This window comes from Rhizomicrobium electricum, assembly GCF_011762045.1.
GTDB classification, from domain to species: Bacteria; Pseudomonadota; Alphaproteobacteria; order Micropepsales; family Micropepsaceae; genus Rhizomicrobium; species Rhizomicrobium electricum.
This window is the reverse complement of sequence record NZ_JAASQS010000005.1, coordinates 291,450-304,862: the sequence shown is the minus strand read 5'-3', so window position 1 is coordinate 304,862 and position 13,413 is coordinate 291,450. Positions and strand designations below refer to the sequence as shown.

General features: G+C 60.9%; 9 protein-coding genes. 6 read left to right on the top strand and 3 right to left on the bottom strand.

Translation table 11 applies throughout. From position 1 onward, the window contains the following. Window positions 1–34 precede the first annotated feature (34 nt). Both FHS84_RS11935 and FHS84_RS11930 read right to left on the bottom strand, forming a co-directional pair. The gene (locus FHS84_RS11935; protein ID WP_208393821.1) at window positions 35–1,579 is read right to left on the bottom strand and encodes a hypothetical protein; all 1,545 of its coding nucleotides are present in this window, start codon (window positions 1,577–1,579) and stop codon (window positions 35–37) included. A gap of 93 nt (window positions 1,580–1,672) precedes the next feature. After that, window positions 1,673–4,408, bottom strand: a complete 2,736-nt coding sequence (locus FHS84_RS11930) for a TonB-dependent receptor (protein WP_344469909.1) — start codon at window positions 4,406–4,408, stop codon at window positions 1,673–1,675. Window positions 4,409–4,749: 341 nt separating this feature from the next. Here FHS84_RS11930 and agaR point away from each other — a divergent pair, with 341 nt between their 5' ends. Then, a complete protein-coding gene (gene agaR, locus FHS84_RS11925) occupies window positions 4,750–5,553 on the top strand; it encodes a transcriptional repressor AgaR (protein ID WP_166934473.1) in 804 nt (267 codons plus the stop codon). Window positions 5,554–5,557: 4 nt separating this feature from the next. On the opposite strand, the gene FHS84_RS11920 is transcribed toward agaR, so the two are convergent. Beyond that, window positions 5,558–6,631, bottom strand: a complete 1,074-nt coding sequence (locus tag FHS84_RS11920; RefSeq protein WP_166934471.1) for an amidohydrolase family protein — start codon at window positions 6,629–6,631, stop codon at window positions 5,558–5,560. A gap of 166 nt (window positions 6,632–6,797) precedes the next feature. Here FHS84_RS11920 and FHS84_RS11915 point away from each other — a divergent pair, with 166 nt between their 5' ends. The 5 genes from FHS84_RS11915 (at window position 6,798) to FHS84_RS11895 (ending at window position 13,325) form a co-directional block, all read left to right on the top strand. Beyond that, on the top strand, window positions 6,798–8,801 hold the full coding sequence (locus tag FHS84_RS11915; RefSeq protein WP_208393819.1) for a glycoside hydrolase family 36 protein: 2,004 nt from the start codon (window positions 6,798–6,800) through the stop codon (window positions 8,799–8,801). Further along, window positions 8,798–9,715: an EamA family transporter gene (locus FHS84_RS11910; RefSeq protein ID WP_166934466.1), complete on the top strand. Its 918-nt coding sequence runs from the start codon at window positions 8,798–8,800 to the stop codon at window positions 9,713–9,715. Before FHS84_RS11915 ends, FHS84_RS11910 begins: the two co-directional genes overlap by 4 nt. Window positions 9,716–9,888: 173 nt before the next feature. Then, the gene (locus FHS84_RS11905) at window positions 9,889–11,178 is read left to right on the top strand and encodes a D-tagatose-bisphosphate aldolase, class II, non-catalytic subunit (protein ID WP_166934464.1); all 1,290 of its coding nucleotides are present in this window, start codon (window positions 9,889–9,891) and stop codon (window positions 11,176–11,178) included. Further along, the gene (locus FHS84_RS11900; protein ID WP_166934462.1) at window positions 11,178–12,332 is read left to right on the top strand and encodes an SIS domain-containing protein; all 1,155 of its coding nucleotides are present in this window, start codon (window positions 11,178–11,180) and stop codon (window positions 12,330–12,332) included. Before FHS84_RS11905 ends, FHS84_RS11900 begins: the two co-directional genes overlap by 1 nt. Then, a complete protein-coding gene (locus tag FHS84_RS11895) occupies window positions 12,333–13,325 on the top strand; it encodes an N-acetylglucosamine kinase (protein WP_166934460.1) in 993 nt (330 codons plus the stop codon). Window positions 13,326–13,413 lie beyond the last annotated feature (88 nt).

Sequence of the window (13,413 nt, the reverse complement as noted above, 5' to 3'; positions counted from 1 at the left end):
GAACCTTCCCGCCAGAAAGAAAACCGTTTTGCCGCTATCCGGCGATGTTGCGCCGCAGGGTGAGCGAGCCGTCAGGGTTGAGGCTTTGCCGGCAGGCCCAGCGCAGCGGGTGGCGCACGCCTTTGACCTCGAGTTCCGCCTTCAGCCGCAGTCCTTCCCAACTCTCGTGTCCCGGCCACATCAGCATCGCTTGGCGGATGCCCATCGGCTTGGGGTAGCCGGGATCGACTGAGCCGCTCGCCTTCACTGCGCCCGTCGCGTCCGCCAGCGTCAGGCGCAGCACGCCGGGAACGCCTGCCACGCCGTCATTGGCGAGGCCGATCACCAGCCCGCTGCCGCCGTCGCGTTCGAACGCCCAGATGAACGCGGGATAGACGCGATAGCCGATCCGCTTCGCCGCCCGCGCGATCACCTCCGGATACTTGTCGGTATAGCTCAGCACATGCGCGGCCGCGATGTTGTGCCAGTTCCACACCGACCAGTAGTTCGCGCCCACCGCCAGCACGTGATCGATGATCTGTTCGTTGGCGGTGACGCCGTCGTCGAGCCCGAGTTTGTCGCCGGTGGTCATGCCGACTTCGCTGACGGCGGCCGTCCACGCCGGGCGATTGCTGAGCGCTTCGATCTGGGTGTTCTCGATGAAGATCGTATCGCTGCGGATCCAGTTGCCGGTCCGCACCGTGCGGTCCAGCATCGCGGCATTGCCGACGTTGTTGAAATCCGGCTGGGTGTTGGTCACCAGCGGCGTCTTGGTCCAATGGCGGAGCTGGGTCTCCAGCATGTCCATCCACGTCTTCTCGGCGGCGAGGGCGCTGGGGAAGATGTTGCCTTCGTAGGGCCAGGAATGGCCTTCGCCCCAGAAGCCGTACATCATCGTATCCATGTACTCGACATCGGGACTGCCGTTGAGCGTATCGGCCAGCAGGGCATTGAGTTCGCCGAAGGCCGCCTGATAGGCCGGATGGTCGTAGCGCGGCATCGCGTGCTTCTTGCGATAGCGCACCTGCGTCTTGTCGCCCGTCCAGCGCCCCTTGAGCGGCACGTAAGGCACTTTCTCCATCAGGAACGCGGGCATACCCGGCTCGGGGTAATCCGGGTTCTCGAGCATGATGCGGAAGCCGATGCGCTTCTTGTACTGCCGCGCGATATCGAAGCTCAGCTTCCAGAAGTCCGGCGGATCAAGCCGTCCCGGCCGCGATTGGATTTCGCGCCAGTTGAGCCGCACATAGACTTTCTGCACGAAGGGCAGGGCAATGAGATCTTCGATCGACCGTTCCAGCGATTGCCCCGGCAGCCGCGGCGGTCCGATATCGCCCGAGACATAGACGGTCAGCCCCATGCCGTAGTTGGGCACGATCTCGTGCGACGGCGTCGTCGCCATCGCCATGCCGCCGCCCGGCACGTTCGCGTCCGCGCCGTAGTTCGAGAACGGACCTTGATACAGCCGGTCGGGTACTGCGAGGCCGCCGCCCCAGTCATGGTGTTCCCAGTTGTGTTCGATGGATTGGGCGGAGGCGGGAGGAAGGGAAGCTCCGGCGCCGATCATCACTGTGCCGGTCAGGAAATCTCTGCGCTTCATGGGTCGGTTCCTGAAAAAAAAAGGGCCGGCGATGGTTCGCCGGCCCGTTTCGAAGTGGGAGGTACTGCGCCCGAAGGCGCCTTCAGGCCGGATTTACATCCGGTAACTGACACCAATCCTGATCGAGCGGCCGTAGCGATAATAGCTGTTCAACAGGAGCGGATTGCCGTTGATGGTGGTGGTCTCTGTCTCGTCCATGAGATTTGAACCTTCCACCGTCAGTTCGATGTTTTCGCCGATCTTGTAGGAGGCTTGTGCCGTGATCCAGAGGATCGGATCGGCCTGTTCGTTGTAGCCCGGTCCAAGCACACTGTTGGCCGTCACGAAACCTTCGGTGTAGTCGCCGGAGAAGCTGACCGAGATCGGTCCGTGATCGTAGAACAAGCCGAGCGAGTAGACCGACGGCGCGATGCCTTCCAGCGGACGTTGTTGGCCGCCAACCCAGCTCTCGACCCAGTTATGCGTGTATTGCGCTCTTACGCCGAAGCCGTTTTCCAGGAAGTGCTGCAGGCCGAGCTCGATGCCTTTGACCTCGGCATAGTCGCCGTTGATCGGGCGGCTGATGTTGAACAGATGACCCGGAACGCCGATATCCTGTCCGGTTTCCCAGCTATTGGTGATCTGATCGGTGATGTGCTTGTAGAAGAACGCGAAGTTCACGATCGAGTTGGCCTGGAAGTACCATTCCAGCGACGCATCGAACTGATCGGCGGAGTAGGGCTTAAGCTTGGCGTTGCCGCCGAAGACCTCTGTGAATTCGCCCCAAGACACGCTTTCGGTGGTGCTGGTGGGTGCCAGCTTTTCGACCGAAGGTCGTGCCATAGTGCGCGCCGCTCCCACGCGCAGGCGAAGGTCCTCGAGGATGTTGTAGCTTACGTTCACCGCGGGCAAGAAGTAGGTGTAGTCGTTGTCCTGGGTCACCCCCGTCGGATCGGCATAGGTAACCGTGTTGTTGAACGGTCCGTTTGGCTCGATCTTGGCGATTTTCGCTTCCCACGCCTGAGACGACGTTTTCGTATGCACGATGCGCAGGCCGAGGTTGCCGCTCCAGCTATCGCCCGACAGGTTTGCCTGTGCGAAGCCGGACCAAGTGCTTTCCGAGACGCGATAGCTTTGCAGCGGGTTCCACACCGGTGCTGCCGCGGCATAGCTGTAGGTGCCGCCACCCGGACGGGCGTGCCCATCATAGGCTGCCAGGGCTTTCTCATAGCCGGCGACGTCGAAGGCCAGGAAGGTGCGCGGGAAATCGGCATTGACCCCGTCCATGAAATTCGGGAGGGCAAAGCTGTTCGAAATCACGCTGCCGCCAAGGGCACCGACATTGATGGCATAATTGCCCGAATAGTAATCCGCGCCACCGGTGAGGGTGTTGTTGACCAGATCGCGGCTCTTCTTGCGCTCGGTTCGGTTGATGCCGAACTGGATATTATCGATCCAGTACTTGCCGATGATCCAGTCGCCCGCGATCGATGCGCCGGTAATTCTGTCGATGATGTTGTCGCCGGCGAGTGAGAAGTAGTGGGTGTTGAAGTCCGATGCCTTGAAGGCGCCAGTGGCCAACCCCGAAGACAGGTCGCGTCCGTCATCGAACTTGACCGTAACGCTGGGAACCCCGGCGCTGGTCAGCTCGATATGGGCGGAGTTGGGCTGGTTCATGCGCAGCACGACATAGCTGTCCTGCCCGCCCGAATTGCGCGCTGATTTCGAGCGATAAAGGTCGCCGGTCAGGGTCAGCGAGTCGGTGACCTTCCATTTGGCGTTGATGCCGTAGAGATCGGTATTCACCACGCGATAGGTGGTCTGGTTCAGAAGCTCCGGATTAAGGCGCTGTTCCGGATCCGGATTGGTCATATCGAAGCTGGTGACGATGCTGTTCTTGATGCCCATGTTGGACCAGCGATCCGGCGCAAACAGCGGGTAGAAGGACTGCTGATATCCGACCTGCGGCGAATCCAGATTGGTCTTCAGGCCGTCAACCACCACAGTCAGATTATCGTTCGGCCGCCATTCGACTTTCGCGCTGTAAGCGGTGCGCACCTTCTTTTCGATGATCGAGCCGACGCGGAACTGGCCGGGGCCGATCAGGCCATACTCTTCAGGGTCGAGATTGCCGTTGCCGTTGGGATCGATATTGCCGCCCCAGGCATTGCCGGTCCACTCAGTGGCCGGGTCACCGGTCGGATCGGGATTGCGGGTCCAGCCACCGTCGTTGCCGGCTTCGTCGGTCCGGTCTTTGCGCTTTTCGTAGACTACGCCGAGCAGCACGCCAACGGTATCGTTGAAGAACGTGCCGCTATAGACGCCCGACAGTTTGTAGCCGTTGAGCTCCGACATCAGATTGCGGTCGCCTTCGAGGCGGATCGCGCCGTGCTGACCGGTCTTGTCGAAGGGGCTGGCCGAGCGCAGATTGATCAAGCCGCCGATGGCACCTTCCATGTTCGCCGCTTCGGCGCCTTTGATGACGTCGGCACCGCTGATGACATCCGACGGCAGGACGTCATAGGCGAAATCGCGCCCGGCGCCGTCGGTGGCCAGGATGCGGCCGTTGAAGGTGGAGAGGGTGTAGTCTGGGCCAAGGCCTCGCACGCTGACCCTCTGGCCTTCGCCGCCGGCGGTTCGCTTAATCGTAACGCCGGTGATGTGGCTCAACGAGTCGGCGACGTTGTTGTCGGGAAACTTGCCCAGTTCGAGAGCGCTAATGGAGTCCTGCACCGTCGTGGCATCGCGCTTGATGTTGACGGCGCGTTCGATACTGGCGCGAACACCGGTCACCACCACGGTTTCCATCGAGTCGCCGCCGCTCTGCGCATAGGCTGCACTGAGCCCCATCAAGGTGGTCGTCAGAGCGCTGGTGACCAGGAGTTTCGAAATCTGCTGAAGTCGGCCTTTCATTACTGTCATCGTGTCACCCCCTTGTGATGGCCACAAACGAAATCGCAGCCCTTTCATGTTTCGATTTATATACTCTCGGACCAATTTGTCCACGATATCTTTCGTTTTCCATCCGAAATGCAATGAAAGGAAACGTTTGGGGTGGTAATTTCTAGCTAAGGTGGTGTTTTCCTGCAAAAAAGAGCGTCATGCTGCATTGATATTTGGCGTTTGCGAGGAAATAACAATCACAACAGAGCCAAGCGCAGGGTAACGCGCGAGCCGGAGCCGAACCGAGTATGACCGCAACATCGAATGCACCGACCGGTAAAGTGACGCGAGACACGAGCGAGCGTCGCCGCCAGATCACCGCAATGATCAAGTCGCGCGGCAGCGTTCAGGTCGTAGCTCTCGCGGACATGTTCGGTGTCTCCATGCAGACCATCCGCAAGGATCTGCATTATCTCGAAGAGCACGGCATCGCGGCGCGCGCCTACGGCGGTGCCATTTCGGCCGAAGTCGTCAATGTGAGCGAGCCGCCGATCGAGACCAAGCGGACCAGTCACACCGACGAGAAAGAGCGCATCGGCCGGATGGCGGCGGCGATGATCGAGCCGGGCGATTCCATCATGCTCGATTCCGGCACCACCACGCTGCAGATCGCGCGCTTTTTGCCTGACGAAGAAGACATCACGGTCGTTACCAACGATTTCAACGTGCTCGCTGCGCTGACGCAGAAGCGCAAGATCAAGACGGTCATGCTGGGTGGCGAACTGCGGCGCAAGAACATGGCCTTCTACGGCGCCAAGACGGTTGCCGCGCTGAACGATCTGTTGCTCGACAAGCTGTTTCTGGGCGTTGATGGATTCGACGTCGAACGGGGCATAACCACCCATCACGAACCCGAGGCGCTCTTGAACCGCAAGATGGTCGAGACCGCGCGCCGGGTGATCGCAGTGACGGATGCTTCGAAGTTTGGCAGGGTTTGTCTGCACCGGATCATCGACATCGGCGAGATCGACGATCTCGTCACAGACAGCAACGCTCCGGAGTTCATCCGGAGCGCTGCGGAACGCCTCAATTTCCGTTTACATCTGGCCTGACGGCTTATTGCCCGGCGAGAAATACGCGCTTGGCGTTGCGATAGTAGATCTTGTCGACAACAGCGCGGGGCAGGGCGAGGCCTTTGACGTCTGCCTTGATGTCGGCCACGTGCTGGGTTTCCACCGTAGCGAGATAGCGCCAATCCGTTTCCCAAAAGGTTTGGGCGGAGCGCGTGAACTCTGCCTTGTTGTCGGCCGGGTTCTGGGTCAGGTCGGTCGCATAGAGCAGGCGGTCCTGGTACTTGATGAAGAAGTCACGCACTTTCTTATAGTCGCGGACGGACTGATACATCACCTGTGACATACGCGCGGCGAGATCGACATTGGCATTAGGATTGCGATCGAGGAAGGCCGCAAGACGGTCGACGCTCCATTCCAAACTCGCCATATGGGCTCCGACGAAATGCAGGTCGGGGTGCTTCGCCACCAGGGTGTCGCGCGCCTTCATCAGCGTTTCATAGGACGGATCTTCGGGGTGCAGGTACATGTAGTACTGCGGATGCTCCTTGAAGTAGGCGCGGTCATTGTCGGTCGACATCTTGTCGAGCGGCAGCCAGCAGTTGTACGGCTCGCCCTGGTGATCGATCAGCGGAAGCTTGACGGCGACCATGTGGGCTATGACCGGATCGAAGCCCTGGTTGTCGAGCATGAGGAAATGGCCCTTGGCGTCTTTTTCGATCAGGCCGACATTTTTCCAGATCTTCACGGCCACCGCGCCGGCCGCTTTTTCCGCATCGAGCCGCTTGTTTACCTGTTCGGCCCAGCCCGGCGTACCGAAGCCTTTCATGGAAAAAGTAGTGGCGAAGTGGAAATTGGCTTTGTCGCGCGCCCGGAGTGTATGGGCGACTTTGGCTTGTTCGGCGATGGTCGGGAAGTCGGGATAGTCGACATTGATCGACAGAAGCTCGAAATTGTTCTTGCGGGCAACGGCAAGGAAGGTGTCGTCCGCCACGTTGTCGTGCACATGGGCATCGACTTTGTGGACGCGGGCGAAATCGGACATGCTGTAGGGCGTCTCGGCACCCGACGCCCCGGCCAGCAGCAGGACAGAACTGAGAACGGCAACCGTGATACGCATGGGTACCCCCTATCGAAGATCGATATCTTTCGGTTTCGTTCTTTTTGTTTGCATCTTGGGACGAAAATATGCAACATGAAAATCGTCGCCGGTTGGTTCCGGAGGTCCCGCCATGTTTCCACTCTGCCGCCGTTCCGTTCTAGCCCTGCTGTCCGGGGCTGCCTTGATGCCCTTGGCTGCTGCCGAACCCCGTCCTTCGGCCCGGCTTGCCGATTCCCGGATTGCGCTGGAATTCGATGACGGCCTCAAGAGCCGTGTCCTATTCCGCTCGGCGGCCACCTGGATTCCCCTCACGGATTTTGATGCTTCGGAGAGCCTACATCTCGCTGGCGGCAAGACGGCAGGGCCATTCCGCTACGCCGGTCACCGCGAAACGCGTGTCCGCGACGTTCACGGCAGCGGTCGTCGTCACCAGATCGTCGGGAATAGCGAAGACGGAATCGAGAAGACCGTTACGCTGACGCTGTACGACCGCTATCCCGGTTTCGTCATTCAGCGCGTGATCTATCGCAACACCGGAAAACAGGCGCTGGGCGTCGAAGGCTGGGGCAACAGTGCCCATATGCTGAAGGAGACCGGCCGCGGCTTCTGGTCGTGGAACGGCTCGTCGCATGAAGACCGGCATGATTGGGTATTGCCGGTGAAGCCGGGATTCAATCAAGCCAACTTCATGGGCATGAACGGCGCCGATTACGGCGGCGGCACGCCCATCGTCGATGTCTGGCGCCCCGATGCGGGGATTGCGGTCGGTCATGTCGAACTGACGCCCAAATTGGTGTCGCTGCCGCTGGTCGGCACGGATCGCGGTGCCGCCGTTGCCGTCGATATGGACGACAAGCAGACGCTGGCGCCGGGCGCGCAACTGGCGACGTTCGAGACGTTCCTGACCGTTCACAATGGCGATTTCTTCCGCACGCTGGAAACCTATCAAAAGCTGATGACCGATCGCGGTCTCGGTTCGCCGAAGCGCCAGGCTGGTTCGTACGAGAGCATTTGGTGTGCCTGGGGCTACGGCCGCGAAGTTTCGGTGGACGAAGTCAGAGGTGCGATGCCGAAAGCGGCCGAACTCGGCCTCAAGTGGACTGTGCTTGATGACGGCTGGCAGAAGGCGATCGGCGACTGGACGCCGATTGCAAAGAAGTATCCCGCCGGCGATGCCGATATGAAGGCGCTGGTGAAAACGATCAAGGATGCGGGCATGCGGCCGCGGCTGTGGATTGCGCCTCTCGCGGCGGCGCCCGGCTCCGATCTCCTGCATGATCATAGCGACATGCTGCTGCGCGGTCCTTGGGGCGAGCCGCAGATGGTGTCGTTCTGGAACAGCCTCACGCTTTGTCCTGCCTACGGCCCGACAGTTGAATGGATCAAGCAGGTGATGACCAGGATCATCGGCGACTGGGGCTTCGACGGCGTCAAGATCGATGGCCAACATCTGAACGGCGTCGCGCCGTGCCATAACCCGGATCATCGTCACGCCCGTCCCACCGATTCCGTAGAAGGTTTGCAGAATTTCTGGAAAGCCGTGTACGACACCGTGCACGCGATCAATCCGAATGCCGTGGTGGAAATCTGCCCCTGTGGCGACAGCTACGCCTATCACAACTTCCCCTACATGGATCAGGCTCCGGCATCCGATCCGATGACGTCGTTCCAGGTGCGGCTCAAAGGCAAGTCGCTCAAGGCATTGATGGGGCCGGCGGCGCCGTTTGCCGGCGACCATGTGGAACTCAGCGATGGCGGCGACGATTTTGCCTCGACCGTCGGCATCGGCGCGATTGTGTCGACCAAGTTCACTTGGCCGGGCGAGGGCCATGGCGAAAGCACCAATGTGCGTCTCACGCCCGAAAAGGAAGCCGTCTGGCGCAAGTGGATCAAGATCTACGGCGACAAGATGCTGCCGCTCGGTCGTTATCGCGGCGAACTGTACGACATGGGCTTCGACAAGCCGGAGGCGCATGCCATCGAAAAGGACGGCCGTCTCTATTATGCGTTCTATGCCACGGAATGGAATGGCCCTATCGAATTACGCGGCTTGACGGGACGTTGCACGGTGCACGATTACGTCGAAGGCCGTGATCTCGGCACTGTCTCGCCGACCAATCCCCGCCTCAACGTTTCGTTCCGCCGAGCCTTGCTGATCGAGGCCATTCCGACCGGAGCTTCCGCATGACCGAAGCCGCCTTGGCCACGCAGCCGCATTCCGATTCTCCCGCGCCTGGTGGCCGCCGCTGGCTGTTGTTCGCGCTGACGACCGTCGTTCTGTGGGGCATTTGGGGTGCGTTTGCGGGCATCTCGGCCAAACGCGGCTTTCCCGAAACCCTGACTTATTGCGTCTGGGCGCTGACCATGATTCCGCCTGCGGTTATCGTGCTTCGTCGCGAGCGCTGGCATCTCGACATCAGTGCCAAAGCGATCTTCTACGGCCTTGCCATCGGCCTGCTCGGCGCCGGCGGCCAGATGGTGCTGTTCCGTGCCGTGACCATCGGGCCGGCCTATCTGATTTTCCCGGTCGTCTCTTTGTCGCCGCTGGTGACGATCGTGATGTCGTTCCTGTTCCTTGGCGAACGCACCAACAAGCTCGGAATGCTCGGCGTGGTGCTCGCATTGCTGGCGTTGCCGATGTTCGATTACGACCCCGGCGGGGCAGTGACGGGATTCGGCCTCGGTTGGTTCCTTCTCGCCTTGATCGTGATGGCATGCTGGGGCGTGCAGGCCTATTTCATGAAGCTCGCCAACGCCAGCATGAGCGCGGAAAGCATCTTTTTCTACATGATGCTGTCGGGCCTCATGTTGATCCCTATCGCAATGATGATGACCGACTTCTCCCATCCGGTGAATTGGGGCTGGGACGGTCCCTGGCTGGCCGCCGGGATTCAGATGCTGAACGCAATCGGCGCGCTGACGCTGGTCTATGCGTTCCGTTATGGCAAAGCGATCGTGGTAGCTCCCTTGAGCAATGCGGGCGGGCCGCTGGTGACGGCGGCGCTGTCGCTCGTTCTTGAAGGGGCAGTGCCGGGACCGCTGAAGGTCGCCGGGCTGTTCCTCGCCCTGATCGCCTCGGTGTTTCTGGCTCTCGCTCCCTAAGTTCCCCAGCCCACCCGACGTTGCTTCCCGTGCCCAGCAGGCTGGCTGCGGCATGCTTTCCTTTTCTTCACTCTTTGCCTTGCGGCAAAAACGTATGTTTCGTTTTCGTTGTTTTGATTGCGATATACATTTGGGAGCGCTATATAGGGGCGCGGTTTTCTTAGGTTGTTTCGATGAAAGCGATGCTCGATCTGGTGGCACGGCATAAAGCGGGCAAATCCTGCGGCATAGCCTCGATCTGCTCCGCCCACCCGCTGGTGATCGAGGCGACGTTGGTCTGCGGCATGCGCTCGAATGTGCCGCTGCTGCTGATCGAAGCCACCTGCAATCAGGTCAATCAGGATGGCGGCTATACCGGCATGAAGCCGGCGGATTTCCGCGATTTCGTCTTCGCCATCGCCGACAAAGCCGGCGTGGCGCACGAGCGCATTCTGCTCGGCGGCGACCATCTCGGACCCAACCCGTGGACGAACCTGTCTGCCGAGGCGGCGATGGCCAAGGCCGAAGTCATGGTCGAAGCCTATGTTGCGGCCGGGTTCCGGAAGATCCATGCCGATTGTTCGATGGCCTGCGCCGGCGATCCCGTGCCGGTGCCCGAGGACGTCATTGCCCGCCGCGCCGCGCGGCTGATCGCGAAATCCGAGGAAACCTGGAAGCGCGTCGGTGGCGAGCCGCCGGTCTATGTCATTGGCACCGAAGTGCCGGTGCCGGGCGGTGCCGCTGAGGACCTGCCGGAGCTGCAGGTGACAGCGCCTGAGGCCGCGCTCGCCACGGTGGCGGCGCATCAGCGTATTTTTGCCGAATATGGGCTTGCCGCGGTGTGGCCGCGGGTGATCGCGACCGTTGTTCAGCCGGGCGTCGAGTTCGATCATCGCAAGGTGGTCGACTACAATCGTGCCAAGGCGGTCGCGTTGAGCAAGGCCATCGAAACCGTGCCCACACTGCTGTTCGAAGCGCATTCGACCGATTACCAGACCCCGAAAGCCCTTGCTGAACTGGTCGAGGACCATTTCGCCATCCTCAAGGTCGGGCCGGGCTTGACGTTTGCCTTGCGCGAAGCGCTCTGGGCTCTCGATGCGATCGAACGCGAATGGTTGGAAAAGGACCGGTCGGATTTCCGCCGGATCGCCTTGGAACGCATGCAGGATAACCCCAAGAACTGGGCGAAATACTACCAGGGGGAAGGGCATTCCCTGCATTTCGATATGCAGTATTCGCTCAGCGACCGTATCCGCTATTATTGGCCCGATGCCGAAATCGTGCGGGCTCAGAAAAAACTGTTTGAAAACCTTGCCGTCAATCCGCCGCCGTCGTCGCTCGTCAGCCAATACATGCCTGACGCGTTTGCCGCTATCCGCAACAGCGGCCTGCCGTCGACGCCGGCAAACCTCATCCGCGCTCATATCGGAGCCGTGCTTGAGGGTTATTTCGCGGCAACCCAACCCGCAACGGAGTTCGCCTGATGCTCGCCCCAACTTTCCTGGGTTTTCCCGAAACGCTTTTGCAGGCGCGGGGCGGATTGTGGACGGCGCGCGAGATCGCGCAACAGCCGCAGATGCTTCGAGAAACGCAGAAGATCCTTATGGCCCATCGCGCCGCGATCGAAGCCTTTCTGACGCCGCTGGTGGCGCGTTCCGATATCCGCGTGATTCTGACGGGCGCGGGAACCTCGGCGTTCATCGGCGAGAGTTTGGCGCCGTGGCTGGCTGCTAAGCTCAATCGCTGTGTCGAAGCGATCGCGACGACCGACCTCATCAGCGCGCCCGATCTCTATTTTGCGAAAAACACCCCGACGCTGCTGGTGTCGTTCGGCCGTTCGGGCAATAGCCCCGAAAGCGTTGCCGCCGTGAACCTTGCGCAGCAGTGCGTCAAGGATCTCTATAATCTCGTTATCACTTGCAATGCCGAGGGCGCCCTCGCGAAAGCTGCGACGGCTCCGCGCGGTCACACCATTCTTCTGCCCGAGCCGACGCACGATCGCGGCTTCGCCATGACGTCGAGCTACAGCAGCATGGTGTATGCCGGCCTGGTCGCTCTGTCGGGTATCGCGGCATTCGATGGCAAAATCGACGCCATTGCCGAGGCAATGGAGCAGGTCATCGGCGATTACACTGACATTCTGAAAGATGCCTCCGAAGCGGGCTTCGAACGCATCGCCTATCTTGGCAGCCATATCTTCAAGGGCACGGCGCGCGAAGCCGCCTTGAAGATGATGGAGTTGACCAACGGTGCGATCGTCACGCTGTTCGACTCCCCAGTGGGCGTCCGCCACGGGCCCAAGACTTTCGTCAACGCCAAGACGCTGGTGTTCCTGTTCCTGTCGAACGATCCCTATACGCGCCGGTACGACATCGACATGCTGAACGAGTTCCGCAACGACGGTGTCGCCGGACGGGTTATCGCGGTCACGGCGCAGGACGGCCTTGACGGCGATCTGATCCGTATCCGCGGGCTGGAGACGGCCGACGATTGCGCGCTTCTGTTCCCGTATATCGTCGCGCCGCAGATCTTCGCGTTCCAGCAGTCGCTGCGCCATGGCCTGACGCCCGACAAGCCCAATCCCGATGGCACCGTGCACCGGGTGGTTCAGGGCGTCCACATCCACGAAAGGGCCTGAATGGACCTCAGAACTTCGCCGGATGTCTTTCTGGGCGTCGACGGCGGCGGCACCAAGACCGAGTTCGTGCTGATCGATGCGGCGGGAAACGTGCGCGCCCGGTATCAGGGAGCTACGTCGTATTACCTTCAGATCGGCTTCGACGGTCTCGAAAAGGTTCTCGGCGAGGGCATTGCGGCGGTCGCGGCCGAGGCAAAGCTGCCGGTGTCGGCTATTCGCTACGCGTTTTTCGGCTTGCCGGCGTACGGCGAGGATTCACTGGTTCAAGATCGGATCGACGCCTTGCCGGAAACGGTGCTGCGGCATCGCCGCTATCGTTGTGGCAACGATATGGTGTGCGGCTGGGCCGGTTCGCTGGCTTGCGAGGATGGTATCAACATCGTCGCCGGCACCGGCTCGATTGGGTACGGCGAGCGCCAGGGTGTTTCGGCGCGTTGCGGCGGTTGGGGCGAAGTGTTCGGGGACGAAGGTTCGGCCTACTGGATCGCCATCCAGGGTCTCAACGTCTTCAGCCGGATGAGCGATGGCCGCCTTCCGGTCGGACCGCTGCATCGGATTTTCAAAGAGCACTTCGAGGTGACGGAGGACCTGGACGTATGCGGCCGGGTCATGAGCGACGGTGCGGCTTCGCGCGACAGGATCGCTGCGTTGTCCCGTCTGGTCTCCACGGCGGCAGAAGAGGGCGATGCGGCGGCGTTGAAGATCTTCGATCGCGCAGCAGAGGAGTTGGCCGACATCATCGATACCATCCGCGTGCAGCTCGGCTACGTGGGGGCGGACGAGGTCCGGTTATCCTATTCCGGCGGCGTGTTCCGGAGTGGCGAAATCCTGTTGCAGCCCTTGCGCCGTCATCTCGCTAGCCGTTTCCCGCGCTACGCTCTGGTCGCGCCGCAATTTGCGCCGGGCATTGGGGCTGCGCTGTATGCCGCCCGCTTGGCCGGCAACCCTCTTGGGGCGACAGCCCTGGCACGTTTGCCGAAATTTTCGGACTGACGCCGTTCGGTTAACCCTCGGGCCAAGTTGTACTTCTCGTGAGCCGGGTCCGTTTGCGAAGCATCGCGCGACGGATTAGCATTTCTCC

Coding starts and splice junctions, on each gene's coding strand:
- FHS84_RS11935 (WP_208393821.1), bottom strand. CDS start 1,579: ATGAAGCGCAGAGATTTCCTGACCGGCACAGTGATGATCGGCGCCGGA.
- FHS84_RS11930 (WP_344469909.1), bottom strand. CDS start 4,408: ATGGGGCTCAGTGCAGCCTATGCGCAGAGCGGCGGCGACTCGATGGAA.
- agaR (WP_166934473.1), top strand. CDS start 4,750: ATGACCGCAACATCGAATGCACCGACCGGTAAAGTGACGCGAGACACG.
- FHS84_RS11920 (WP_166934471.1), bottom strand. CDS start 6,631: ATGCGTATCACGGTTGCCGTTCTCAGTTCTGTCCTGCTGCTGGCCGGG.
- FHS84_RS11915 (WP_208393819.1), top strand. CDS start 6,798: ATGCCCTTGGCTGCTGCCGAACCCCGTCCTTCGGCCCGGCTTGCCGAT.
- FHS84_RS11910 (WP_166934466.1), top strand. CDS start 8,798: ATGACCGAAGCCGCCTTGGCCACGCAGCCGCATTCCGATTCTCCCGCG.
- FHS84_RS11905 (WP_166934464.1), top strand. CDS start 9,889: ATGAAAGCGATGCTCGATCTGGTGGCACGGCATAAAGCGGGCAAATCC.
- FHS84_RS11900 (WP_166934462.1), top strand. CDS start 11,178: ATGCTCGCCCCAACTTTCCTGGGTTTTCCCGAAACGCTTTTGCAGGCG.
- FHS84_RS11895 (WP_166934460.1), top strand. CDS start 12,333: ATGGACCTCAGAACTTCGCCGGATGTCTTTCTGGGCGTCGACGGCGGC.